This window comes from Rhodopirellula bahusiensis, from assembly GCF_002727185.1.
GTDB lineage: Bacteria > Planctomycetota > Planctomycetia > Pirellulales > Pirellulaceae > Rhodopirellula > Rhodopirellula bahusiensis.
In genome coordinates, this window is record NZ_NIZW01000002.1 from 117,795 (window position 1) to 144,365 (window position 26,571).

Consider the following 26,571-nt stretch of genomic DNA (forward strand, 5'->3'; position numbering starts at 1 on the left):
CGGTGAACCCTCATGTCTCGCTTCCTGAAAATTCAGGCATTGGCCACGTGCGCCGTTCTTGGTGCGATCGGTTTCGCTGCTCCAGCATTCTCGCAGGATCGTCCGGACAAGCCCAATGTGGTGTTGCTGTTGACGGATGATCTCGGATGGCAAGACGTCGGTTGCTACGACATCGACGAGCCCTGCCCCTATGAGACTCCCAACATCGATCGGCTGAGTCAGCAGGGCGTCTTGTTTCGGCAAGCGTATTCGCCGGCACCAACTTGTGCCCCGTCGAGGGCTGCGATTCTGTCAGGCAAGCATCCCGCCAGAACACAGAAGACTCATGTGGTTGGAGGAGCACCTCCGTCGCCTTACACCAAGAAATCGCCACTGATCTCGCCGTGGTACAGCGGCCGAATGAAGTTGAGCGAAATCACGATTGCCGAGGCGCTTCGCGAAAACGGGTATCGGACGGGGCACGCGGGGAAATGGCATGTCGCGATCAATCATTTCGCGTTCCCACAACCGGAAGACCAAGGCTTCGATTTCACTCGGGCCGAACGAGGCGTGACCCGACCAATGCGTCCCAACCGCTTGTCCGGATTCGCGAGCGATGCGGACGACGATCCTTACAAGCTGGATGAGGATGGATTCCCGTTTCATCAGAATGTGGCTGACGTGATGTCGTTCATGGACGAAGCCAAAGCCGAACCCTTCTTTCTGTATCACGCGACGTACTTGGTGCACGCTCCGATTCACACGCGATCGGAACGGTTGCTGCGGAAGTACTGTGAAAAAATGAATGTTCCGTTCCCGACTGATCCCAAGATCTGGGAGCTCGAAGGGCAACGCAATCCGTTCTACGGTGCGATGGTCGAGATGCTGGACCACTATGTTGGCAACGTGTTGCGTTACCTCGACACCACGGAAGACCCGCGTTGGCCGGGACATCAACTGAGCGAGAACACGTACGTGATCTTCACGTCGGACAATGGCGGGATGGAGCGTCATCCGGGCGAGATCATCACCGACAACTATCCGCTCGACAAAGGCAAGATCAACGCGAAGGAAGGCGGCGTCCGCGTCCCATTGATCATTCGCGGTCCAGGGATCGCACCAGGAACAGAATCCAATGCGATGGTAAACGGTTTGGATTTCTATCCGACCATTTTGTCTTGGACCGGAACCTCCAAGCCGGCCGAGCAACATCTCGATGGAACGGACCTGTCGTCGTTGCTTGCATCAGATCCAACGGATGCGTCCTTGATCGTTGATCGCGACGGAAAGCCTCGTGATTCGATGTTCTGGCACTTCCCGCACTCGTCGATGCAGTCCACTCTTCGCGTCGGCGGCTACAAGCTGATTCGAAATTGGAACGATGTCTTGCAAGGCGGTGACAATCCGCTGGAACTGTACCTCCTCTATGACGAGCGGAATCAACGTGTGGACATCGAGGAGTCCAACAACTTGGCCGACGATATGCCTGAGAAAGCAGCGGCGATGAATGAAGAGCTGCAACGGCGTCTCGATGAAACAGCCGCGAGCACGCCCTCTCTGAACCCAACTTGTTCGCGTCGTTTGCCAAACAAAGACAAGGTTTGCGAGGTTTCCGATCACGGACGGGATGGAAGCATTGTGTGGGCGAAGTTTGAAACGAACGGGGCGAAGGTGGTGAAAGCCAATCTGATCTACACGGACAACGGAGGCGAACGATACGAGGAATGGTATCGGCTGCCCGCGAAAATCGTGGGTGACCGTGTGGAGGTTGAATTGCCCAAAGAGGCGACGCACTACGTTTTCAACCTGATCGACGAGAACCAATATTTGGTCAGTTACCCGACGATGAAAAACGGAAAGGATTCGTCGGAACCGTATTCGAAACGGGCGATCGCGAAATAGCGAGACGATGATGTCTTCCTGTCTGAGTTTCTCCGTCCTCATCCTTCCTGCCCATCCAATACCAAACCGATGAAGTCCTGTCTTCGTTCTCGATGTGTGTCGATTCGCTGCATGTTGTTGGCTTTCATGGTTGTATTGTGCGGCGCAGATTCCGCGTCGGCACAATTGGATGAGACTTTGCCGTCACTCGTCGACGGACGTGCTCCAGAAAACTTTGAGGAGATGTGGCGAGGCTTTGATCCCACGAGCGAGCCTCTGAATGTGGAGGTGGTGAAAGAATGGGAAGAGGACGGCGTCGATCTCAAGATCGTTCGCTTTCGAATGGGTGTGTTCAAAGGACACGAAGCCAAACTCGCCGCGGTCTTTGGCGTTCCCAAATGTGCCACGAATGTGCCGGGGTTGGTTCAAATTCACGGCGGCGGTCAATTCGCCGACCACAAGGCTTGCGTTGCCAATGCAAAACGAGGTTATGCGACGGTCTCGATTGCTTGGGCCGGTCGGATCTCAGCACCCGGCCACCGAGTTTCTCGCGACGAAGTGAAGCTGTTCTGGGATCAGAAAACGGATGATCCCGCCTACAGGCTGACCACCGACTGGGGCGTGGTGGATGGCTATCACGCTCCATCACGCAATCCTGGGAATCAGTTCCCGAGTGCGAAGCCCGCGGAGTGGACGTTGGACGATGTGGAATCGCCACGCAACAGCGGTTGGTTCTTGTGTGCGATCGCTGCCCGTCGAGCGTTGACATTTTTGGAATCGCAACCGGAAGTCGACGCAAGCCGACTTGGCGTCTACGGGCACTCCATGGGCGGCAAATTGACGGTGCTGACCGCGGTGGATCCTCGAGTCAAAGCCGCCGCGCCATCATGCGGCGGAATCAGCGATCGCTACAACGACAGCGAATTGTTTCGCAAGACGTTGGGCGATGACGTGAGCCTGAGTGAGATCCAGTGCCCGATCATGTTCCTCAGCCCCGCGAATGATTTCCATGGACGGATTGGTGACCTGCCCAGTGCGGTGAGTGAGATTCAAAGTCAAGATTGGCGGGTGACTTGCTCGCCTCATCACAACCACCAAGACACGCCCGCCTATGAAGCGGCGACGTTGCTTTGGTTTGATCAGCATCTGAAGAACGCCTTCCAATTTCCCCAGACACCCCAGGTGACGATGGTTTGGGATGGTTCCGAGGGCGTTCCGAAAGCCAAGGTTCAGGTGGATGCGTCCATGCCGATCGAGTCGGTTGATATGTACTACACCCAAAACGGCAAACCCGGCGAAACACCAGCCGATCGAGACGACGTCGTGCATCGATTCTGGCACCATGTTTCCGCCGCCGAAGGTGATGACGTATGGACCGCGAAAATGCCGATTTCCAGTACGAGCAAGCCGTTGTGGGTTTATGCCAACGTGACCTATCGGTTGTCTGAAACAGTGGAAGGCGTCGGCTACTACTACCGAACGTATCGCACCGACGAAGTGAACCTGTCTTCGGTGGTTCAAATGTTTGACTCCGAACAGTTGCGTGCCGCAGGTGTCAAAGCGACCAAGCAACACACCAACCTCATCGAAGATTTCGCGAGCGATTGGGAGCGTGAATGGTTCACCTATCGGCCGGAACAGTGGGCTCGGACGACGAACAAGCTCTGCGCCGATCAGTACAAAGCTCCCGCAAACGCGAAGCTGGCTCTGGAGGTACAGTCATTGCAAGCGAATTCGTTGGTGGTCGTGATCGATGAATATGCGGCGACTGTCGAGCTTGATGGCAGTGAGACTTGGCAAACGATCGAACTCTCGCCCGGCGATTTTCAGAATGCCGCCGGAAAGTTGCTTGCCAATTGGGAAGGCATTCGTCAATTGAAACTGAGCGATGCCGAACGTCTCACCGGCGGCAGAGGCGAAGCGGCTCAATCACGCATCGTCGGTCGGCGTTGGAAAGGCGAACCGCCTCCATTTCGAAACTTGCGATGGACAACCCAAGCGGCCGACTCCGCCAATTCCAGATTGGACGTGTTTCCTGCGTCCACGGTTGGAGTCGAATCGGTCAACGGCGAAACCAAATTTCAGAAGCAGTATTCGCCCAGCCCAAGCGTGTGGGACGACCGGATTGATGAAGCGGCTGTCTTTCAAGTCGAGATGCAGCATCAACAATCCCCCGCGAATTCGTTTCGATTGCGAATGGGCAAAGGCGGTCAAATCTATTCGCTTCGAGGCTCGTTCGGCGAGAGTTTGCCGCCATCTTGGAGAAAGCCCGGTGGCAAACTGTCGCCTTGGAACGATGAGGTTTGGCAGTTCGTTGCTGTGTGTACTCAGTTCAACGGCATCAAGACACAGCGGCCCAATCGACGTCGACCGGAACAATCATCGTCACAAGTCGAAGAGGTCAAGAACAAACTGGCGGAACTCGGGCTGAGTGACACTTTCTTTGTTCACAACTCGGGGGCGTACATCCCCAATTCGTCGGAGCTGAAGTCTCTGTACTGCCCACTGCTGGCCTACGAGATCGACGAAGACGCTCGTGCCATTCGAATGTTGAACTGGGGGTTGGTTCCGCAGATCCGAAGCGTGCATCGATCGCCGTTGCTGTATTACACACAAATTCGCGATGCGGGCGATGGCGTGATCGAGATGACTTGGGTGGTGCATAACTTCAGCCAACGAGAGGACGTCGTTTTTGATCACCTCAATGCACCATGGGGCGGCACACGGATTAGCAGTTTGCCGCTTCGGTACGTGGCGTCTCCGGAAGGCGAATTGCTTGAGCGGGAAGGGTTTTTGAGCGAACACGGCACCGTGGACGTTCGCGAAACCGCGGGTTGGAATTTGTCGTGTCAATCCGATGCGGACGACAGCCCAAGTTTGGCGTTGGTGTACGGTCGCGACAAACATCTGGAACGCGAGTTGGAACGCAAGGCCAACGGCGAAGCTTATTGCCAATTCAAACACTCGTTGTATCGCGATTGGCGTGCGAGCGATCCGCTCTACAAAAACGAATGGAATGATTGGGCGACTCGGCCGGAAAATAGTTTCCGCAACTACGACGTTTGCGAGATAATTCCAAAGCTTCGCATCGTTCCGGGATCGACGATTTGGTTTCGCAGCTACCTGGTTGTTGGTGAAAAAGCAGCAACCATGAAGCGGGCTCAATCGCTGGTGGACCACGTCGACTATGGGCTGTTGGATTTTCGTGCGGACCAGTGCCCCATGACGACGGTTGTTCGTGGCGACGTGTCGATGCAGTTGTTTGCGAAGCCGGTTTCCGGATCGTTGCCGGTGTTTGAAATCGAACATACCGAAACCGGGCAAAACATTCTGACCACTGATCCTTATTACTTTGTCGAAAACCAACCGCTGGATTTGGATCTGCCGAGCGATCACCCACAGCGAGATTATTTCGCTAGCGTTCGTGGCTACTTTCTCGACCGCAACCACAGCAAGTGGAAACGTTTGGTGGGATACGCCCTGGTCGAACCTCCCGCAGAAGGCGGCTCACATGCGAATGGGACCTGGAAACGTCTGTCCAGCGTGCTGAACTTGCAAGTGGCGGCGGAGGACAACAAGTATCATCGAGATGTCTGGGTTCAATGCAGTGACACGGCATCCAATGTAGAAGCGAGGGCAACGGAATGAACGACATGTATTGTTTGCTCCCTTTTCCAAATCCAAAGCTTGGTTCAATAGTCATTTCCATGCAGCGTTCTCTGTTTGCATCCCGTTTGTTCGTTGTCCTCGCCGTGTTGCTCGGCGGTGGTCACTTCGCCGTGGCCGGTGCTGAATCGGCGAGCCAGGTCGAATCGTCGGGATCTGTTCAGACGGACGAGTCGTCGCCTGTTGTGCTCGGCTATGGCGTGGGGAACTTTCGTGATGGCAAGTTACTTGCGAAAGACAACTTTGAAACGCTCGACGACTGGGTGGTGCAGATCGAAGATCGCAAAGGGTTCCCAGAGGCTTCGGTTCAAGCGAAGGATGGGACGTTGGATTGTTTGGTTCCGGGGCGTGGTTGCACGGTTTGGTACCGGAACAAATTGCCGACACGAATCGCGATCACGTATGACGTGGTTTGCCCCACCCATGATCCCGCCATTCGCGGTGTGGAACCGCGGGATTTGAATCAGTTTTGGATGGCGACCGATCCAGCGGATCCAGAGAAGGGATTGTTTGATGAATCTCGCTATTCGGGGAAGTTCACGGACTACGATAAAATGCATGGCTACTACGCCAGCAGTGGAGGACGCAAGAACACGACGACTCGCATGCGCCGCTACCCTCGGTCAAAGAACGGCAAGCCCGTTCCTCACGTGGCTTTGAACGAACAAGACAACCACCCCGGTTATCTGATAAAGCCCAATCGCAAGATGACAGTCCAGTTGGTCGCTTATGACGACGTGGTTCAGTACATCTTGGACGGAAGGTTGGTCTATCAATTTCGACAAGGCGACTCGGTCGGATTGGAAGACCGAGATTCTGAGGGCAAGATTGTTCAGCGGATGACGCAACTGGGGCCTGAAGGCGGCGTTGCTTATCGCGAAGGTTTTTTCGGTTTCCGCATGGTCGGAACCCACCATGTCTATTCCAATTTTCGCGTGCACGAGTTGCTGCCGATCGAACCGGATGAGACGTCTGCCAGCCGACCTGTCATTCGAGTCCATTCCATTGAAGGACTTCGGCGCGCTGCGAAGGAGAGTGGACAGCAGATTGTGATGACGCCCGGTGAGTACTTCATCGCGGACCGCAAAGGGCTGAGGTTTTCCGGTTCCGACAATGACGTCGAGCTGACTGGCGTCAAACTGAACGTGCCAATTGAGGTGGCATCGGGGCGAGACTTGTTTCGACTCACGGGAAACGACATCACCATTCGTGGCGGTTTCATCGAAGACACGTACCCGGATGGTTCAACGGAAGTGACCGATTTTGGAAGTTACAACCAAGGTCGCAAGTATGGGAAAATGAATGAGATGGAGATCACCGGCGACAACAATCGGGTGATCGGGATGAAGATGATCATTCGCGGGTCGTACCCGTATGGATACGGCAACATGTTCGGCATCGGTGGCGGCAGTGTGCTTCGGCTGAGGAAACACTGCGGCATTCAAATCACGGGAAACGATGCCGTGATCGACGGTTGCCAGATCAAGATGGAAGCCTTTGGCCACGCGATTTTTGTGCAAGGTGGCAATCGCACGACGGTCCGAAATACGATCGTCGAGGGCACGGTTCGGCGCAGCAACGATTGTTACGCTGAAACCGACGACGGTGATTTGGCCAATCGATTCAACTACAAATTGCAGTGGCCGGAAGACGTGCGTGGTTTGCCAATTCCCCGCGACCACATGATCAACTGCACCGAAGACGGCATCCGTGCGTACAAGGGCGCCGGCGAGATGGTCGTGGACAATTGCGTGGTCAAGAAAGCACGTGGCGGAATTAAGCTTTACATGGCGAAGAATGCGACGGTCACCAATTGCGAAGTCCTCGACTGCGTCGTGCAGGGTTATTCATTGCCTCGGCGCGGTGTGATCCGAAACTGCTGCGGCAACGCAGCCTATGGTCCTCTGTTGTACGTGCACTCCGATTCTCACTCGGGTCAGCAAATTGATCTGGAGGTGCTGCCTGCTCCTCATTCACTCGGTGATCACCCCTTGGCGGCGATTAAAGGCAAGGGGCATGACATCCGGCTGTGGCAACGTTCGCCTGCGGAAGAAACGCTGCGTCCGATCATCATTGGCTACGCTTTGAGGTTTGATTTCTTGAGCGTTGACTTTCCAGATGTTCCAAAGGGGCATGAGACGCTCTTTGAAACACACGCCCCGAAGACCTATCGAGCCTCTGACATCACGCTCACCAACGACACACAGCACCCCGTTGTGCTGGCTGAACTGTCGAGCGGCAATCACGTCAGCAGTCTGGGCTCCGTGACGGATCTTGGCATCGACAATGAACTGGAATCAATTACCCACACCGACAACGTAAAGGACACACCATGAAATCACGACGATCGTTGAACGCCCTTTTGCCCTCATTGCTGCTTGGCATGGTCTGTTGTCCGAATCTCGCAGTGTCCGATGAGACCTGGCGGATTGAAACGCAGGAAGAGTGGACGTCGGGCTTGGAATCGAGTTCTGAACTCAAGCTGAAGGATGGCCAAGCTGTTCCGACGGCCAAGCTCGCGACTTTGATGAGTGAGCTGAAAACGTTTCCGATGAAGCGGTCGGCCAAGTCCATCGTTGTGACTCAGTCGGCTGATTGGTTGAACTGGGAACCAGCGGGAAACCTCGGACCAGTCAATCTGGGTGACGCGCCGGTGATGTTGAGTCTCGGACCAGACAATTACTGGATGTTTGGTCGATATGGAAGTGGGCGAAACCGCAAAGACCGATCCAAACAAGCTCCGTTTCAGCCGGAGCCCGCCACGTTGGACGGATTCGAGATGCCGCTGAAGACGACTCCGTTTGCCAATCAATACGACGCACCCGGCGGCTTGAAAAAACGCCTCGGTGGCTATCACGCTTGGCAGAGTCGTGACATGGTCAACTGGGTGCACCATGGCCCGATCACGGAAAGCTTTGCCAAGTGGATGACCACCGCAGAATTCGCGGACGGCAAGGCGTACTTTTACTACGATTTTCCCAACGACCAAGACCCGCATGTGTACGTGGACAGTGATCTGTTCGACGGCGTGCCGGGCGAGAACAAGAGCATGGCCTACGACGACCCAACGCACGGATCGGATTGTGCGATCATCCGTGATTTGGACGGTCAGTTTCATTTGATCTTGGAAGATTGGAGTCCCATCAACGCGCAGACGCACGCGTGGGATTCGCCTTTGGCTGTGCACGCTGTCAGTCCCGATGGGCTGCAGGATTTCAAAGCGTTGTCGCCACCGATCGATGAACGCACCAAGCCAACCGGTGAGATCGGAACGTATAAGCACCCGCACTGGTTGAAGGAAAACCCCGAGCGATTCAAGACTAACATCGCGAAGTATGAAATTCACAAGCCAGAACAAAACGCGTACGGCGACTGGGCAGCGATCTCGATCGGCGTCCAGTACTACTTGTTCTGCGACTACGATCCAGCGGACAGCAAGTCGATGAGCGTCGGTTGGTTCACTTCCAAAAGCATCGATGAACCGTTCACTTGGTGCGGCAACATTGGCAAGGGCCATCCTGATCCGGACATCATGTTTGCCGAGGGCAAGTTCTATCTCGCGACGCAGCAGGCAATGGACTTTGTCAGCGATGGACCTTGGGTGGACGGAGTGCAAATTCGAGTCGGCGTGGATGTTGACCAAGATCAGTCGATTGATCAGTGGACCGAGTGGACCACCATCAAAGAAAGCTACGACCATGTGCCAGGCTTCGCCAAACAAGTCTCGCGAACGCCCGCTGAGCTGGATTTGTCCAAGTTGCCCGAAGGGTTCGGCTACCAGTTTGAGATCAAGTTGGAAGACACCACCGAGAACGATTCGAAACCCGTGCTGGACTCAGTGGAATTGATGTTCGACTGAGTTGGAGGCTGGTTTAGCGAGTCACCGTTCGACCTCCCCTCGCTTCGCTCGACCCTCCTGCCAGGAGGGTGAATTGAGGAAGTGTTCGAACGCTTCCGTCCGAATCACGCTAGAATGTCGGCACCCAACTTCACTTCACCGGCCAAAAAACTTCACCCTCCCTCTGGGAGGGTCGAGCGAAGCGAGGGGAGGGAACGCGCACGGAGCCATTCCTGAATGTCCCACGACCACGCAAGCAATCGCCGCAAGAACAGCACTCGATCCGAAGGCTTGCTGTGGTCCATTCTTCGCGGGCAACAAGTTTGCGGACTCAAGTTTCGTCGCGAACATTCCATTGCACCTTGGATCGTTGACTTTGCGTGCCTCGCGAAATCACTTGTCGTTGAGATTGATGGTGGCTACCACGATGCGACGATCGAGCGCGACATGCGTCGGCAGCGCGACTTGGAATCACGCGGGTGGCAGGTCTTGAGGTTCACGGATGAGGAAGTCGAAAACGATGCCGAAGCTGTTGCTCGTGCGATCGTCGCAGCGATAGGGATGGAGTATTCGTTTCAGCCGAGGTTGAAGACGGGCAGCGGAGCGCGGAATATTCACGCGAAGAAACCCAAACCGAAGTGATCTTCAATTGAGAGGTTTGCTGGAAGGTTGGTGCAGGTGGCTGATTGGGAGAAGGAATTGGAAAGTTGAGAAGTTTGGGGTGGTGGCTGGTTTGGCGTGTCACCGTTCGACCTCCCCTCGCTTCGCTCGACCCTCCTGCCAGGAGGGTGAATTGGCTTTGGCGGATGCCCAAGCCTGGGACACTTCACGTTGCTATATTGCGGTGCAATAGGATTGGCGGCGGGCCGGCGGAATGTGCTTGGGCATGGTTGGAGAGAGGATGAATATGGTGAAACGACTTCGTGTTCTCTTCAGCAAGTGGGCATTTGGTTTGCGAATCGGATCGTCACTCACAATCCTCGTTTGCTTTTTGGGGGCTAGCTCGAAGGTTTCGGCAGAGACCACTGGCAGCATTCAACCGCCGCATATCGTGCACATCATTGCGGATGACTTGGGGTGGAATGATGTTGCTTTTCATGGCAGTGATATTCGCACGCCCAACATCGATCGGTTGGCCCGTGAGTCGGTGGTGCTCGATCGGTTTTATGTGACCCCCATTTGTTCGCCGACTCGTGCGGGAGTGCTGACCGGTTTGTACCCGTTTCGTTTTGGCATTTGGGGCGGTGTGGTCTCGCCGACCAAGCGACACGGGCTGCCACCTGAAACACGAACGACGCCGGAATTTCTGGCGGAACTGGGGTATCAACATCGAGCGATGTTCGGCAAGTGGCACCTGGGGCTCGCGTCGACAATGTTTCATCCACTGCGTCATGGGATGACTCAGTTCTATGGTCACTACAACGGAGCGATTGATTACTTCAGTCGAAAACGCTTTGGTGAGTTGGATTGGCATCGCGATTACGCCAGCATTCACGAGAATGGGTATTCAACGGATTTGATCGGCAACGCGGTGGTGGACTTCATCGACCGAAACGCGGGAGGCGATCCGCTGTATGCCTACGTCGCGTTCAATGCGCCGCATTCTCCGCTGCAAGCGAAACGCTCCGACCTCGTCGAATATGGTTTTGACCCAGACGGCGATCTGGCTCCCAACACCGATCGCAAAATCGCGAGGCGTGAGAATGCATTGAACTACGGCGAGCGTGGCAAGGGCAACACGATCCGGCAGACATTTTCCGCGATGACTACCGCGATGGATCAGCAGGTCGGACGTATCCTGGAAGCCATCGATCGCAACGGAATGCGTGAAAACACGCTCGTGGTTTTTCACAGTGACAACGGCGCGGATCCCAAACATGGAGGAAGCAATACGCCTCTTCGCGGGAAGAAATTCAGTACGTGGGAAGGTGGTGTCCGCGTGATGGCAACCATCCGTTGGCCTCGCGAGTTGCCCTCGGGAGTCACGTTCAATTCCGTTGCGAGCTATGTCGATCTGATGCCAACGATGATCGCTGCAGCGGGTGGGGCTTCACCGACGGAGACAGACGGCGTGAACCTGCTGCCGTATTTGTCCGGACAAGCTTCGCCGCCAGAGCGAACGATTTTGCTGGGGGAGGCCACGGTGGTTTCCGATCGTTGGAAGTTGAAGGATGGCGAGTTGTTCGATTTGAAAGACGATCCGAACGAAGCCTCTCCGATCGACGACCCCGATCCCAATGTGTTGAGTGGTCTCAGCGAATCATTGAGGCGTTATTCGTCGATGGTCGGCCCTGCGGTGACGTCACGTTTGCCGGAGCCAGAAAGCTGGCCGCCCTCGGAGTGGAAGCTACCCGAGGAAGAATCGCCAATCCGCTGACGCGTGTTCGTGTTAACGGGGGAGGAATGTCCCATCGCGATGTTTGGTGGGATCTCCAGCGAACTCGATTTGACGGGCGAATTTGCAGCGGAGACACTGGGGGCTGGGCGGAAGAGCGTCGCCGATTGCGTTGCGACGCGTTGTGAGAGTCACGAAATCTTTTTACACCTTGAAGTACAACATGAATTTTGCAGTCTCGAAGTCGTCCAAAACTTTGCTCGCGTGGACGATGCTGTTTGTCTGTTTCGCTGGTTTCAGCGGTTCGGTCATGTCCAACGCCTTTGCCGTCGAGTCAGCCACTGATCCAGGTTCGGCGACCGCCCGTCCGAACATTGTTCTGATCGTTGCGGACGATTTGGGTTACAGCGAACTGGGGTGTTATGGGCAAGCGAAGATTCGAACGCCTCGTTTGGATCAGCTAGCGGCGGAAGGAATCAAACTCACCAATTTCTATTCTGGGAATGCGGTTTGCGCACCAAGTCGTTGCTGCTTGATGACTGGCAAGCATCCCGGCCACGCGCACGTTCGCGACAACGGGGATCCTAAGATCGATCCAGCGATTCGCGAAAAATTGGAACTGGAATATCCCGGGCAGTACCCTTTGCCTGTTGAAGAGATCACGATCGCGGAGCATCTGAAGTCGGTTGGCTATCGGACGGGGGCGTTCGGCAAATGGGGACTGGGTCACTTCGGAACGACGGGTGACCCAAACGATCAAGGATTTGATTTGTTCTATGGTTTCAACTGCCAACGTCACGCGCACAATCACTATCCAAAATTTCTGTGGCGAAACCGAGTCAAGGAAGTTCAGCCAGGCAACGATCGAACGTTGCACGGCGAAACTTATTCGCAAGATCAATTTGTGAACGAGGCCTGTGACTTCATTCGTCGAAGCGTTGCGGAGGACAAGACGCAGCCGTTCTTTGCCTATCTGCCTTTCGCGGTGCCTCACCTTTCGATTCAGGTGCCCGAAGACGAAGTCGACGAATACGAAGGTGTGATCGAAGAAGCCGAGTACGAGCATCGCGGTTATCTCAAACACCCACGTCCGCGAGCCGGCTACGCAGCGATGGTGACTCGAATGGACGAAGGGGTTGGGCAAGTCGTCGACTTGATCGATTCTTTGGGGCTGGGTGAGAACACGTTGATCCTGTTCACGTCCGACAATGGTCCGACGTACAACCGTTTGGGCGGATCTGACAGCGATTACTTCGAATCGGCCAAGGGAATGAAAGGCCTGAAGGGGCAGCTCGACGAAGGTGGTATTCGTGTGCCGATGATCGCTCGTCAAACAGGAGTCGTTCCGGCTGGTCGGACGTCGGATTGGATCGGCGCGTGGTGGGATTTTTTGCCAACGCTGACGGACGCCGCTGGTGTGAAGGTCGACGCGAGCACGACGGACGGTGTCTCGTTTCTGCCATTGCTTCATGGCGAGAGCCAGAAGGACCACGAGTTTCTGTATTGGGAATCGCCGGGTTACAGCGGCCAACAAGCGATTCGAATGGGCGATTGGAAAGCGATCCGAAAGGGTTTGTCACGTCGTCCCAAAAAGGGCGTGACAGAGCCACCGGCGTTTGCCCTGTATGACTTGTCGAAGGATTTAGCGGAGTCGACTGACGTGAGTCAATCGCACCCAGACGTGATGGCCAAGATCCAGGCGATCGCGAAACAGCAGCATGTTCCCAGCGAACACTTTCCTCTCAGGGCGATCGACTGATGCGAAACACGTTGGCAGAGATTCGACAGCATTTGAAAGATCATCCTTGGTTGGTATCGATGATCTTTCATACCGCCGCCTTGCTGGTGATGGGACTGTGGGTCTTTCCCGACTGGATGGACAGGCAAGGACAAGTGATCACTGCGAGTTTTACTGACTTGGGTGATCAGGAGTCGACGTTCTCGTTGATGCCGATCGCTTCGATCGAAATGCCCGACATGGGCGAACTCGATTTCGAGGACGAACCCGTTGAGACTTCGACGACATCGGAGATGACGGAAGTGGATCTTCCTGAATTGATGCCGTCCTTGGAAGGATTGCAAGCGTCTTCGGTCGAGCTGCTCCGCCCGACTCCCGAGACTCGGTTGGCTTCGATCCGGAAGATGATGACCGAAGTCGGCGGCAGCGAGACGACGGAGCGGACTGAATCAACGGTAGAGCAAATCGGTGCCGCGGATGGAATCGAGTCCGCAACGCAGTCGGTCGAGAACGCGATCCGTGGCGAACTGAAGCAGGGCGACACATTGGTCGTGTGGTTGCTCGATGCTTCCATCAGTTTGCAACTCAACCGAGACCGAATGGCACGACGGATTCGCGAATTTTATGAAGAGATCGGCGCGTTGTCTCGGCCCGATACTTCGGACGGAATTGATCGGCATCGGTTGTTCAGCAGTGTGGTCGCGTTCGGGCGAGGCATCAACGAGGTCTCTCGTCCGTCACTGGTTGGCGTCAATGCAATCGATGCGATGACTCGAGTGCCGGTCGACACCAGCGGAGTCGAGAACACGATGTCCGCGGTGGACCATGTGCTCAATCACTATCGGTACAAGACGAAGCGCAAAGAACGATTGATGATCGTGTTGTTGACGGACGAATCCGGCGATGACGTGGAGAAGCTGGAATACACGATCGCGAATTGCCGCGAAGCCAAGGCGGTGGTTCACGTGCTGGGCCCCACCGCCGTGATGGGCATGCAAAAAGGATTGCAGCGATGGAAGTCCGACCAGCGGGGCGGTGCCGAGTACTTTTTGACCGTGGATCGAGGTCCTGAATCCGCGGTTCCGCAGCGGATTTTCTTGCCTTATTGGCACGAGGCGGATGTGCCGTTGAAGCTGGTCAAGATGCAATCCGTAACCGCGTTGCCTTGGTATGGGAGTGCCTATCGCGAGCGTGTGTTGTCTGGGTTTGGGCCTTACTCGCTGACTCGATTGGCGTTGCAAACGGGCGGCACTTACACGCTCTACGACGACGGTGTCTCGGACCAATACGATGTGGAAAAGCTCAGGCGGTACATGCCCAGCTATCGGTCTGAGGGAGAGGTGCGTGTGTCCGTGCAAGACAGTTTGTTGCGATCTTTCGTCGTTCAGTCCGCTGATCTGACCATGCGAGAGAAGGAGCAATTCGCGGCACCTCGGACGCTGTTCATGGGAAAGCGATCGCCGATCAATCCAATGCAATTCACGACGATGTACTTGACCCCATCTGCCTTTCGATCGCAGTTTGGCAGGCTGGTCAAACGCGAACGATCCAAGAGCGAGGATGCTTTGAAGTCGTTGGACGCGCTATTGTCAGAATCTAAAACGCACAATTGGCGAGCATTGTTGGAGGGTGAAAAATCCGAACGCTGGCGGGCCGCCTTCAGCCTGGCGAGGGGAAGATCGCTGGCGGCGATGGCACGCTATCACGAATACATCGCCGCTTGTGACTCAGCCGGTGAGCACATCCAAACCGATACGAACATGCTGATCTTCATGCCTTCGTATCACATGAACACGTCGCCCGGCGTGGCGCTCGCGGAGCAAGCCAGGCAAGTGCTCAACGAATGCGTCAACCAACACCGTGACACGCCATGGGCGGAGCTTGCGAATTGGGAATTGCAAAAGGAGTTCGGGATCGAGATCCAGGCTCGTTCGGTTCCAAAACCGACTCCGCGAATTGGCGTGCCTCGAATGCCGATGACTCGTTCTGGCGGCGGATCGGGGATGTCGGTCCCTTCGCTGTAGTCGCATTCGATCAGTGGATGGCGGGTTCTTCGCCCGGTGACCGACCGGCGAGGAAATCGAAGTCGCATCCCTGGTCAGCTTGCGTCACATGTTTCGCGTAGAGCTTCATGTAACCGCGAGCGGGTTCGGGTGCAGCGCCCGGTTGGTTCGCTCGGCGTCGAGCAAGTTCGTCATCGTCGATGTGCCAATGAATCGAACGCTCTGGCACATTGATCTCAATCTCATCACCGGTTTCGACGAGAGCCAACGGTCCGCCCGCGGCACTTTCTGGAGCGATGTGTAGGACGCAGGTTCCGTAACTGGTTCCGCTCATCCGCGCGTCGCTCATGCGGACCATGTCGGTGACACCGGCCTGCAAGAGTTTTTTAGGAATCGGCAACATGCCCCATTCTGGAAAACCGGGGGCACCGAGCGGACCGGCCGAACGAAGAATTAACACGCTGTTTTCATCCACCTCCAAGTCGGGATCGTTGATGTTTTTTTTCATCTCGGGGTAGTCATTGAAGACCACCGCACGGCCGCGATGATGCAGCAACTTTTTGCTGGCGGCAATGGATTTAATCACGCACCCAGATGGGGCCAGGTTGCCACGCAGCAAGCAGACGCCTCCCGCCGGTGAGACCGGATTCTCGCGAGTCCGGATGACTTCGTTGTCGTGCACTTCGGCTTCTTCGATTTGTTCACCGAGTGTTGTCCCGGCGACGGTTTTGCAATCCAAATTCAGCAGATCGCGAAGACGTTGCAGCAGGGCGGGCAGTCCGCCGGCTTCGAAGAAGTCCTGCATGAGGAATCGACCGCCGGGGCGCAAGTCACCCAGAACTGGAGTTTGCCGCGACAGTTCATCGAAGCGGTCGAGCGTCAAGGTTTCGCCGAGTCGGCCTGCGATGGCGATCAGGTGCACAATCGCGTTGGTGCTGCCGCCGATTGCCAAAGACGTTGTCAGTCCATTGTCGATGCTGCGTGAGTCAAAGAATGTACTGGGTTTGAGTTGTTCCCAAGCCATGTCGACGGCGCGTCGTCCGGTTGCGACGGCCAATCGGGAGTGATCAGCCATCACGGCGGGAATGGTGGCGGCGGACGGAAGCGTCCAACCCATCGCTTCCGCGACGCAGGCCATCGTGCTGGCCGTTCCCATCGTCATGCAGGTGCCAGCGGACGCGGCGATACAGTTTTCAACTTGGTTCCAATCGCGATCGCAAAGGTTGCCTGCCAATCGTTGGTCCCAATACTTCCAAGCATCGCTGCCGCTGCCCAGTGTTTGATCTTTCCAGCGGGCTCGCAACATTGCTCCGGCCGGCAAAAAGAGACTGGGGATGTCCGCGCTAATTGCTCCCATCAACATCGCGGGAACAGTTTTGTCGCAGCCGCCCATCAACACCGCCGCATCGATCGGGTGACAACGCAGAACTTCCTCGACTTCCATTGCCAACAGGTTGCGATACAGCATCGTGGTTGGCTTCATCATCATTTCGCCCAGTGACATCACGGGCACTTCGACGGGGAAGCCGCCGGATTGCAAGATGCCACGCCGGACCTCATCCGCTCGATCGCGAAAATGCGAGTGGCAGGTATTCAGTTCACTCCAAGTATTCAGAATCGCGACAACGGGACGATCGCGGTAATCAATGTCGTCGAAACCCATCCCTTTCAAGCGTGAACGGTGGCCAAAAGAACGTAAGTCGTCACGGCCGAACCAACGATGGGAACGCAATTGGGTTGGGTCACGGTCGGGATTGGGATTCATGGAAGAAGACGTATCGTTGGGGAAGGGATCAAACGGTAGGATAGAACCAAGCTTTGGGACGAAGGGCATCACGTCCAAGGTGGGTTGCCGGACAGATTACCGACAATGATTGTTGCCGTGTGCACGAGGGGGCTAGCGATGACTGATTCGTTGCGAATTGTTTCTGTTCAAATTGGGGCTTGCCAGTCTTATTTCAAAAATGGCGATCCGAATCGACCCTGGGTATCCGCCATTGAAAAAAGTGTCGTGTTCGGTCCGGTGCCGACTTCGGAGTTAGGTCTGGACGGTGATGAACAAGCGGACAAAGTGCACCATGGCGGAGTCGACAAGGCCGTCTTGGGTTATTGCGAATCGCACTATTCTTTTTGGAAAACCGAATTTCCTGAGATCAATTGGGGATCCGGTGCGTTTGGAGAAAACCTGACTCTTTCCGGCATGCTCGAGTCCGAAGTGTGCGTCGGTGATATTTTTGAGTGCCAATCTGCGACTGCTGGTGGTCTTTGCTTGCAAGTTTCACAGCCTCGAGAGCCGTGTTGGAAGTTGTCCCAACGTTGGGGGCTGCCTAAGTTAGCGGTGCGAGTTCAGGCAACGCGGCGGACTGGGTGGTACATGCGGGTATTACATCGTGGGGATCTGCAAGCCGGTCAAACGCTGAGTTTGGTCGAACGGCCTCATCCCGAGTTCACCATCGATGTTGCGAACGACATATTGTTTGCGAAACCTCGTGATGCCGCGGCGGATCTTCGGTTGGCCGGATGCCAGCATTTGTCAGAAGCTTGGAAAGAAAACTTGATTCGTCGGAGTGCCAAACATGTCTCTTGAGCCATCGCTGGATGGAACTACCGTTGATCTAGCCTCACCGTCGCCTGCGGCGGCTTCCGGTCCGGTCATCGACACCAAGTACTTGCGTCGTTTGATGCATGACTTGAGTGCTCCGACGCGGCACGTGTCCTTCTTTTCAGGCTTTGTGGACGAGGCATTGACCGAACCATTGGATTTGGATGATGCCCGACGTTCTTTGCAAACCGTTCGCACCGCCGCCGAGCGGATGCAGCAGTTGACGAACATGGTGTCGTTGCACATGAGAAGCATCGAGACGTTGCACGCCACCGCCGCGAATCCGAACCAACGCTTTTCGGAAGAGGCGTACGGTGTCGCTGAGTTGGTGGCCGACGCGTGGCAAAAGGTTGGTGGGGATGCGTCAGTCTTGACGGTTCAAGGCGATACCAAAACGTGTGTGGATCGTAGTCTGCTGGAAATTCCCATTCAGCAAGTGCTGCGAAATGCGATCTCTTTCGCCGAAGAATCGCGACCACTCAAAGTCGTCGTGGCGATTCAACAAACCAGCGACATGATTTCGGTTGCGGTCGAAGACAATGGCATCGGATTTGACACGCAGTACGCAGAAAAAATCTGCGAGCCGTTTGAGTGCTTGGGCACCGGCAAAGATCGACGCGAAGGTGCTGGGTTGGGATTGACGGTGGCTTCGTTGGTGATTGATGCGTTGGCGGGGGCGTTGAAGTTGCAATCCGATGACAAATCGGGAACCAAGGTGACGATGAGTTGGCCACACCATTGCAAGGAAGCTGCCTCCGACGTCGAATGAGGGCTTCTGTTGACCGCCCGAGAAGCCTTGTTCGAATCTTCCCATGGACAATTCCGCTGTTGCCGCCGTCTTCGAAGAGCTTGCTGAGCTACTCGAATTTCAAGGTGAAAACCCTTTCCGAATCCGTGCGTACCAGAACGGGGCTCGTGCAATTCGCGACCTCGATGAACCGATCGCGAATTTGGCGTCGGATCCGGATCGAGATTTGTCGAAACTGCCCGGGATTGGCAAAACCATCGCGGAGAAAACCAAGGTTCTCTTAGAGACAGGCTCGCTTCCGCAATTGGAAAAGTTGCGAGAGGCGGTCCCGGAGGTCGTGATTCAAATGTCACGGATTCCCGGGCTGGGTGCCAAGAAGGCCAGCAAGCTTCGCGAAGAATTGGGCATCGAGTCGCTGGAAGATCTGGCGGCAGCGTGTCGAGAAGGACGTGTCGCCAGCCTGAAAGGTTTCGCCAAAAAGACGGAAGCGGCGATCCTGGACGGGATGGCGATCGCGAAAGCGGCGTCGGAGCGAATCTACTGGTCGAAGGCAGATGATCTCACCCGCGAGATCGGCAAGCACATGCAGGCTTGCGACGTGATCGAGCAAATGGAATGGGCGGGCAGCTATCGACGAGGCCGTGACACGGTTGGTGATCTGGATTTGTTGGCGGTTGCTTCAGACCGAGCCGCCGCGATGGATCATCTTGCGAGTTTTCCTGGCTTGGTGTCGATCATCGGACGCGGCGACACAAAGATGTCAATCCGTGTCGGCAAAGCGTTCCAGGTCGACATGCGATTGGTGGACGCTGAAGAGTTCGGGGCGGCGCTGCAGTACTTCACCGGCAGCCAAGCTCACAACATTCATGTTCGCCGAATCGCGAAGGAACACGGGTACAAGATCAACGAGTACGGCGTGTTCAAGCTGGACGACGAATCTCGCGTGGCAGGCGCGACGGAAGAAGACGTGTATCAATCGATCGGTTTGCCATGGATTGCGCCGGAGTTGCGCGAAGATCGCCATGAATTCGAGTTGGCAACAGACGGTGACTTACCTGATCTGATTGACACCGACGATGTGCTCGGCGACTTGCACATGCACACTTCGGCAACCGATGGCCAGAACACGATCGCGGAGATGGCGAATGCGGCGATCGAGCGAGGTTTGAAGTACATCGCAATCACTGACCACAGCAAACGAGTGACGATGGCGGGCGGATTGGACGCCGAACGATTGCTCAAGCAGTGGGAGATCATCGACGAAATTCGTCCGCAGTACGAAGGCCGTTTGGTCATCCTGAAAGGCATCGAGTGCGATATTCTTGAAGCCGGTGGCATGGATTTGCCTGACGAGGTGTTGGAACAAGGCGATTGGATTCTGGGAAGTGTTCACTACGGGCAGAAGCAGCCTCGCGATCAGATCACAGACCGTATCCTGGGTGCGATCGAGAACCCACACGTGGACTGCATTGCTCACCCGACAGGTCGGATTTTGAATCGCCGCGAGGCTTACGACGTTGACATGGATGCCGTGATGCAGGCCGCGAAAGAGAACAACAAGTTTCTCGAACTCAATGCGAATCCGGCTCGGCTGGATTTGAACGACGTTCACCTGGCGGCGGCGAAGAAACGAGGTATTCCGATCGTGATCAACACCGACGCTCACGTCACGGATGGGCTGTGGGTGATGCGTTACGGAATCCGGCAGGCTCGCCGCGGTGGGCTGACTTCGGCCGATGTTGCCAACACATTGCCCTACGAGGCCTTTTCTAAAAAGCTAGCCGAAGTTGGCAGCTAAACTCTCTTTCGTTTGCACCATGGATCGTCTGATGGTGGAACGTTCCCTCAAACAACCATTGAATTGTCATGGCAATCCTGACCATCGTCGCTCACATCACCGCGAAAGAAGATCAAGTCGACCTCGTGAAGAGCGAACTCGTGAAGTTGATCGCACCGACGCTGAAGGAAGAAGGGTGCGTGAACTACGACTTGCACCAGGACAACGAAAACCCGGCTCACTTCATGTTCTATGAAAACTGGGAATCACGTGAATTGTGGCAGCAACACACGGCTGGTCAGCCGTTGAAGGATTTCGGAGCAGCGACCGAAGGTGCCGTGGAAGACATTCACATTCATGAAATGACGCAGCTTTCTTAGAGTCGAAAGAGGCGAATCCGCCATTCATCACAACGGAACCGAACCATGCTCAATGAACTGCCCGACACCGCGGCCTTTCCTCTGTTGACCGAGGATGAGTTGGCTTGTTTGGAAGAGATTGGGACGGTTCGTCGATTCGCCGACGGCGATCTGCTGTTCGATCTAGGTGAGATGGACTACTCGTTTTTCGCGATCAAGTCCGGTGCGGTTCGTATCTTGGACCATTCTCATGGCGAACCTCGCGAGGTGGCGTTGCATGAAGCGAAATCGTTTTCCGGCGATGTCGACCTTTTGACGGGGCGTCCGGCGGTGATCAGTGCAGTTGCCAAAGGGGACTGCGAAACGATTGAGGTGACCGCGTGCCGCATTCGCCGAATGCTGGGCGAGATCCCGACGCTGAGCGACAAGTTGCTCGATGCGTTTCAACTTCGTCGTCAACGACTGGAAGCGTCCGGGTTTTTGGGAATTCGTTTGGCGGGCTCGAGCCACTCGAAAGAGACGATGCATCTGCGTGAGTTCTTTTACAAGAACAAGGTACCGCACACGTTGTTTGACACTGAGACAGAGGAAGGTCGAAACCTGCTGCGTGAGTGGGACGTCACCGAGGAAGACACTCCGGTGTTGGGTTGCGGCAAAAGAATGGTTCGCAAACCGTCGCTTGCCGATGTCGCAGAATGCTTGGGCATTTGTCGTGAGATTCCTGATCAGACCTACGACGTTCTGATCGTTGGTGCTGGACCGGCCGGGTTGGCAGCCGCGGTCTACGGTGCATCCGAAGGGTTGCAGACGTTGGTGGTTGATCGAATGGGACCTGGCGGGCAGGCCGGGCAAAGTTCGCGAATTGAAAACTACATGGGGTTTCCGGCCGGTTTGACTGGCGCGGATTTGGCGAACCGAGGTTACCTGCAATCGTTGAAATTTGGGGCGCAGTTCACCGCACCCGTGTCGGTTGCGTCGATGTCAAAGGCTGAGAATGGTGACTACGAAGTCGACTTTTGCACTGGGCAAAAGGTTCGCACGCGGACGGTGTTGATTGCGACGGGGGCGTCGTATCGGCGATTGCCGTTGGATGCTTGTGAACGGTTCGAGGGCATGGGCGTTTACTATTCCGCGACCTCGGTGGAGGCCCGGATTTGCCGAGAGGCGACCGCGGTTGTCGTTGGCGGTGGGAACTCGGCCGGACAAGCCGCCATGTTTTTGTCGCAGCACGCCAGCGACGTTCGTGTCTTGCTTCGTGGAGGTGACTTGCGAAAAGGAATGTCCAGTTACTTGGCGGACCGAATCGAGAAGCAACCGAACATTGAAGTGATGTATCACACCGAAATCAGTGAAATGGTCGGAGACAAACATCTCGAGCAAGTCGGCATTCGAAACAATCAAACGGACGAACGGTCGACGTTGGATTGTCCTTCGGCATTTATCTTTGTCGGAGCGAAGCCGCACACCGAATGGCTACCCGATTCGGTGGCGTTGGATGAACGCGGTTTTGTGATGACCGGGCCGATGATTCATGATCACGAGAAGTTGCCTGAAGGACGGACGCCGTGCGAATTGGAAACGACCAACCCCGGCGTGTTCGCGTGCGGCGATGTTCGAAGCGGAACCACCAAGCGATGCGCCTTCGCAGTCGGTGATGGGGCTCTGGCGATCACGTGCGTGCATCAGTATCTGCAGTGAGGTTTGGTTTTGTTTCGTAAGTGTTGCGATCGCAAATCATAGCGGTTGGGCGCGAGCCCTCCGGTGACGGACCGGGCGGCTCGCGCCGCTCCGCTAGGAACTCATTACCGGGCGGCTCACGCCGCTCCGCTAGGAACTTAGGCGAACTCGAGGCCTCGCATGGTGCCGGTGGCACTTGCGAAAGAGTCGACTTCGAGGCCGAGGCGTTGCAGCATTGAGGTGTACAGGTTCGGTAGCGGGTAGTTGTTGGTCTTGTCGAACGCGAGGTGTTGACCGTGACGGAATCCACCGCCGGCGACCACCACGGGCATGTTCTTGGTGTCGTGAGATGATGCGTTGCCCAGGTTGGATGTGAGCAGCAGCATCGTTTGATCCAGCAGGTTTCCGTTGCCTTCTTGCGTTTCGTGAAGTCGTCTCACCAGGTTGCCCCAGGATCGCATTTGGGCTTCTTCGATGATTCCAAGTTGTGTGATCTTGTCTTCGTCGCGGCCGTGGTGGCTGAGTTGGTGATATCCCTGGTCGACGCCTTCCAATGGAACGCGTTCGCCACCGCCATCGGTGTGCATGGTGATGAACCGCGTGCTGTCGGTTTGGATGGCGAGGTAAATCACGTCGTGCATCGCGGATTGTTTCGCGATCGTGTGACTGTTGTCGGAAACTGGCGCCGGTGCTTTTTCGTTGACTTTGGGTTTGGCTCGTTCCGCCCAGCCTTGGTTCATGTCCAAGCGACGTTCTAGATCGCGAACGCTGGTGAAGTAGGCATCCAGCTTTTCGCGATCGGTTGGCCCCAATCGACGCTGCATCGTTTTGGCTTCTGCCGCAACGAGATCCATGATGCTGCGGCCTTCGCGAATACGTTGTTTTTGAGCTTTCTGAGCAGCGGGGCTGTCGTCGATAAACAGTTGTGCGAACAACTTCTGTGGTGAATTGATCGGCGGGATCATCGACCCGTTCGCAGTGTACGACGTGCCGGTGGTGCCGTTGGAGCTGAGGACCAACGACGGGAATCGGGTCTGACCCCCGAGTTCTCGGACCATCAGTTGGTCCAGCGAGATCGTGTTGCGAAAGTTGGATCCGCTGTAAGGAGCTGCGGAAAGGATGCACGGTTCGGCTTTGTGGCCGCCACCGACGCCGGGGTGAGATGCTCCCGAAATGATTGTGAATTGATCACGCAGGTCTTCGATTGGTTTCAGATACCGCGTCGTTTCATAGTCGCGACCGCTCTTTTTCGGGAACAAGAATGGCCCGTGAAATCCCAGAGCGTTGCTGATGCCAACGAATCGACGCGGAGGGTTGGCCGCGGAGGTCGCTTCGCGGCCGAAGGCGGGCACCATCGAGTCCAACCAAGGCAGAGCCATGGTGACGCCGGCGCCCCGGAGCACGGTTCGGCGAGACAACGATTGGTTGTTCACAAAGGGTTTGGTATTCATAACGGCAAATTTTGTGGAGGTCTATTTGTTTTGGAACAGCGGGCTTTGGATCACTTCGTGGATCAGTGATCGGACGCCGTAGTCCGTTGGCTGGGTCGCGGCGACGATGCGTTGCAATTCGTCTCGGTCGGCAAACGTTGGTGACGCTCCCGTCGCGTAGGTCACAAATTGGGATGCAAGGTTCTTCGCCAATTGTTCCGGTCTTTTCGTGAGGATCGCTTTCAAGCCTTCGATGTCGTCGAAGGCTTCCCCGCTGGTGAAAGCGTGGCTCGGGTCGATTGGCAGACCGGGCACCCAGCGTTGTTTCTTGTTGGGAGAAGCGGCACGGTAACGCTCCCGCCATCCACCGATCACATCGTAGCTTTCCAGCGCGAAGCCCGGTGGGTCAATTTTGACATGACAAGCAGCACAGCTGTCGATGTTGCGGTGTTTGTCGAGTTGGTCGCGAATCGATGTTGCACCTCGGATATCCGGTTCGACCGCGGGAACGTTGGCGGGCGGTGGCGGCACGTGCTCGCCAATGATTTTCTCCAGCATCCAAATGCCACGAATGATTGGTGACGTGGTGGTGCCATTAGCCGTGACTTTCAGGACGCTGCCGTGAGTGATGATGCCGCCTCGTCGGCAATCGTCATCGATCGCGACGCGTTGCATGTCGGTTCCGCCGGGCCAGTCGACGCCATAGTGGCGAGCCAAGCGTTGATTGAGAAACGTGAAGTCCGAATCGACGAGGTTGGTCACGGATAGGTTTTCACGAACCAGTTCCGTCACATAGGCGTGCGTTTCATCGGGCAGTGATTGATGCAAAATGACATCGTATTCGGGATACAGCTTGCCATCCGGCGTGGTGCTGTTGAGTTCGTAGAGTTCCAGCCACTGATTGGTGAACTCGTTGATTGCGACCTGTGATCGCGGATCGTTCAGCAATCGTTCGGTTTGGGCTCGCAAGACTTCCGGCTCGCGAAGTTTGCCTGAGCGAGCGAGGCGTCGAAGTTCGTCGTCCGGTGCTCGTCCCCAAAGGAAATGGCTGAGCCGATTCGCGAGAGCTTCGTCGGACAAGACGCCGGGCGATTCATCGAAGTAGAGGAAACGAGATGAGCACAGGATGGCTCGGTAGCCCGCACGCAGACCGTCCTGCATGGAGCGTGTGGCCTGACGTCTCGCCTCAGCAAATTCGAAATAGGTGTCCAACTCTGACGGATCGACTTCTTGCCGGAACGCTTGCTCGGCAAAGGCGTGGATTCGTTGTTTCAGGTCCTGTTTGGGGTTAGCCGAGACGATTTTGAAACGTTGCTTGGAACGTTTGTTGGTTGCATCGATGGGTTGGAGTTCTAAGTCACCGACCAGAGCCACTTTGATCTTTTCGCGGTCGCCCCGGAGTCGCTCCAGCTCAATCCACTCAATCGCGATCCCAGCGACACCCATTTCTTCCACCACGCCAGGTTTCGAATCCACCGCTTTGGCTGCGACGCGGCGAATGCCGTAGTCATTGGGGACGATCTGCAGCATGTGGCCTTCGCGAATCCACGCATCGAATTCGTAGACCTGAGTTTCATCCGTCGCTTCGATGCTTCCGATCCAATACATCGTGGATGCTTTGCCCGAACACACGCCGCTGTTGACGCTGCACCAGACGCGACCCATTTTCGGAGTGTTGACCGAGCGGGCTTTCACTCGAACTTTGTAGCGGCCGGTTTCTGGAACCGACGTCGCTGGCATTCGTCCGTAGAAGTTTTGGCTGCTGGACCACGAGACAATGTCCTTGTGATCGGGACGTCCTTCGGGCTCGCGGTTCGTTCGTTTTTCGTTTCGGCGAAGCTTGTTCCAGTCCAGGTGGATTGTGTCGGGGGAACCATCGACCGAGGCATCGGACCCGAGCAGTTGATCGAATGCGGTTTGCAGCGCGAAGTCGGCTGCATCGAGGTAGGCTGCCAGCGAATGGTCCGAAACTTGTTGACTGCTGGAAACCGTGTCGAACCCATCCGCGAGAGATTCTTCGGGAAGGAATTCACGCAGAGGGACATCGATCGCAAGCAAATCGCAAACGTTGCGCTCGTACTGAGTTCGCGTCAGGCGTCGCGTGGGCACTCGGCCTTCGGTGTTGATGCGGTCGTTGTCGGCTCCGTCGAGGATTCCGTGTAGCTTTGCCAAGAACGGTTGGGACTCGGCGGGATCCAAGTCTTCTTCCGGTGGCATCTCTCCTTCGCGAATTCGATCGAAGACGCGTTCCCAAAGATGGAAGTTGTCGGGGTCGGCCAGTTCCAATGTCAGCGACTCGAGGTCCAGGTCCCCTTCTTGTGTAGAGGAGTCGTGGCAGTAGGTGCAGTTCAGTTCCAGGAACTCGGTGAGTTGCTCGGGAGGTTGGCCCGCGGAAGCATTCGGCAACGTGGATGATGGACCAGCAATCGCGGAGAGCAAGGTCAATGCGATCGGGAGGCGACGAACGTCGAAAGGGAACGACTTAGTTTTCATCAGTTGCAACGGTGGGATGCCAGATGGAGAGGCGGGCCTCGCGAC

General features: G+C 55.8%; 16 protein-coding genes. 13 read left to right on the plus strand and 3 right to left on the minus strand.

The annotated features are described in order from the left end of the window. Positions 1–12: 12 nt before the first annotated feature. The 8 genes from CEE69_RS03240 (at position 13) to CEE69_RS03275 (ending at position 15,461) form a co-directional block, all read left to right on the plus strand. Positions 13–1,881, plus strand: a complete 1,869-nt coding sequence (locus CEE69_RS03240) for a sulfatase (protein ID WP_099259318.1) — start codon at positions 13–15, stop codon at positions 1,879–1,881. Positions 1,882–1,950: 69 nt separating this feature from the next. Continuing rightward, positions 1,951–5,508 (plus strand): dienelactone hydrolase family protein, encoded by a 3,558-nt coding sequence (locus CEE69_RS03245; protein WP_099259319.1) that lies wholly within the window; start codon positions 1,951–1,953, stop codon positions 5,506–5,508. Next, on the plus strand, positions 5,505–7,862 hold the full coding sequence (locus CEE69_RS03250; protein WP_099259320.1) for a right-handed parallel beta-helix repeat-containing protein: 2,358 nt from the start codon (positions 5,505–5,507) through the stop codon (positions 7,860–7,862). Before CEE69_RS03245 ends, CEE69_RS03250 begins: the two co-directional genes overlap by 4 nt. Further along, positions 7,859–9,385: a glycoside hydrolase family protein gene (locus tag CEE69_RS03255; RefSeq protein WP_099259321.1), complete on the plus strand. Its 1,527-nt coding sequence runs from the start codon at positions 7,859–7,861 to the stop codon at positions 9,383–9,385. Before CEE69_RS03250 ends, CEE69_RS03255 begins: the two co-directional genes overlap by 4 nt. A 216-nt stretch (positions 9,386–9,601) precedes the next feature. Beyond that, complete coding sequence (locus tag CEE69_RS03260; RefSeq protein WP_099259322.1) at positions 9,602–10,006, plus strand: endonuclease domain-containing protein; 405 nt, start codon at positions 9,602–9,604, stop codon at positions 10,004–10,006. A gap of 259 nt (positions 10,007–10,265) precedes the next feature. Further along, entirely contained in the window at positions 10,266–11,741 is a 1,476-nt protein-coding gene (locus CEE69_RS03265) for an arylsulfatase B (protein WP_233214575.1), read from the plus strand. Positions 11,742–12,009: 268 nt separating this feature from the next. Next, entirely contained in the window at positions 12,010–13,458 is a 1,449-nt protein-coding gene (locus CEE69_RS03270; protein WP_390179960.1) for an arylsulfatase, read from the plus strand. Continuing rightward, positions 13,458–15,461: a vWA domain-containing protein gene (locus tag CEE69_RS03275; protein ID WP_099259324.1), complete on the plus strand. Its 2,004-nt coding sequence runs from the start codon at positions 13,458–13,460 to the stop codon at positions 15,459–15,461. The genes CEE69_RS03270 and CEE69_RS03275 overlap by 1 nt, the downstream gene beginning before the upstream one ends. A 10-nt stretch (positions 15,462–15,471) precedes the next feature. Here the strand turns inward: CEE69_RS03275 and CEE69_RS03280 are convergent, their stop codons facing one another. After that, the gene (locus CEE69_RS03280; RefSeq protein WP_099259325.1) at positions 15,472–17,205 is read right to left on the minus strand and encodes an IlvD/Edd family dehydratase; all 1,734 of its coding nucleotides are present in this window, start codon (positions 17,203–17,205) and stop codon (positions 15,472–15,474) included. Positions 17,206–17,343: 138 nt separating this feature from the next. Between CEE69_RS03280 and CEE69_RS03285 the strand changes: the two genes are divergently transcribed. The 5 genes from CEE69_RS03285 (at position 17,344) to CEE69_RS03305 (ending at position 22,624) form a co-directional block, all read left to right on the plus strand. Next, complete coding sequence (locus CEE69_RS03285) at positions 17,344–18,027, plus strand: MOSC domain-containing protein (RefSeq protein ID WP_099259326.1); 684 nt, start codon at positions 17,344–17,346, stop codon at positions 18,025–18,027. Further along, positions 18,017–18,811, plus strand: coding sequence for an ATP-binding protein (locus CEE69_RS03290; RefSeq protein ID WP_099259327.1), 795 nt, complete (start codon positions 18,017–18,019; stop codon positions 18,809–18,811). Before CEE69_RS03285 ends, CEE69_RS03290 begins: the two co-directional genes overlap by 11 nt. Positions 18,812–18,854: 43 nt before the next feature. After that, positions 18,855–20,588: a DNA polymerase/3'-5' exonuclease PolX gene (polX, locus tag CEE69_RS03295; protein ID WP_099259328.1), complete on the plus strand. Its 1,734-nt coding sequence runs from the start codon at positions 18,855–18,857 to the stop codon at positions 20,586–20,588. A 68-nt stretch (positions 20,589–20,656) separates the two neighbouring features. Beyond that, on the plus strand, positions 20,657–20,947 hold the full coding sequence (locus tag CEE69_RS03300; RefSeq protein WP_099259329.1) for a putative quinol monooxygenase: 291 nt from the start codon (positions 20,657–20,659) through the stop codon (positions 20,945–20,947). Positions 20,948–20,992: 45 nt separating this feature from the next. Next, positions 20,993–22,624, plus strand: a complete 1,632-nt coding sequence (locus tag CEE69_RS03305; RefSeq protein WP_099259330.1) for an FAD-dependent oxidoreductase — start codon at positions 20,993–20,995, stop codon at positions 22,622–22,624. Positions 22,625–22,761: 137 nt separating this feature from the next. Here CEE69_RS03305 and CEE69_RS03310 read toward each other — a convergent pair whose 3' ends face one another. Both CEE69_RS03310 and CEE69_RS03315 read right to left on the minus strand, forming a co-directional pair. After that, the gene (locus CEE69_RS03310; RefSeq protein WP_099259331.1) at positions 22,762–24,054 is read right to left on the minus strand and encodes a DUF1552 domain-containing protein; all 1,293 of its coding nucleotides are present in this window, start codon (positions 24,052–24,054) and stop codon (positions 22,762–22,764) included. Between the two features lie 21 nt (positions 24,055–24,075). After that, the gene (locus CEE69_RS03315) at positions 24,076–26,526 is read right to left on the minus strand and encodes a DUF1592 domain-containing protein (RefSeq protein WP_099259686.1); all 2,451 of its coding nucleotides are present in this window, start codon (positions 26,524–26,526) and stop codon (positions 24,076–24,078) included. Between the last annotated feature and the right edge of the window lie 45 nt (positions 26,527–26,571).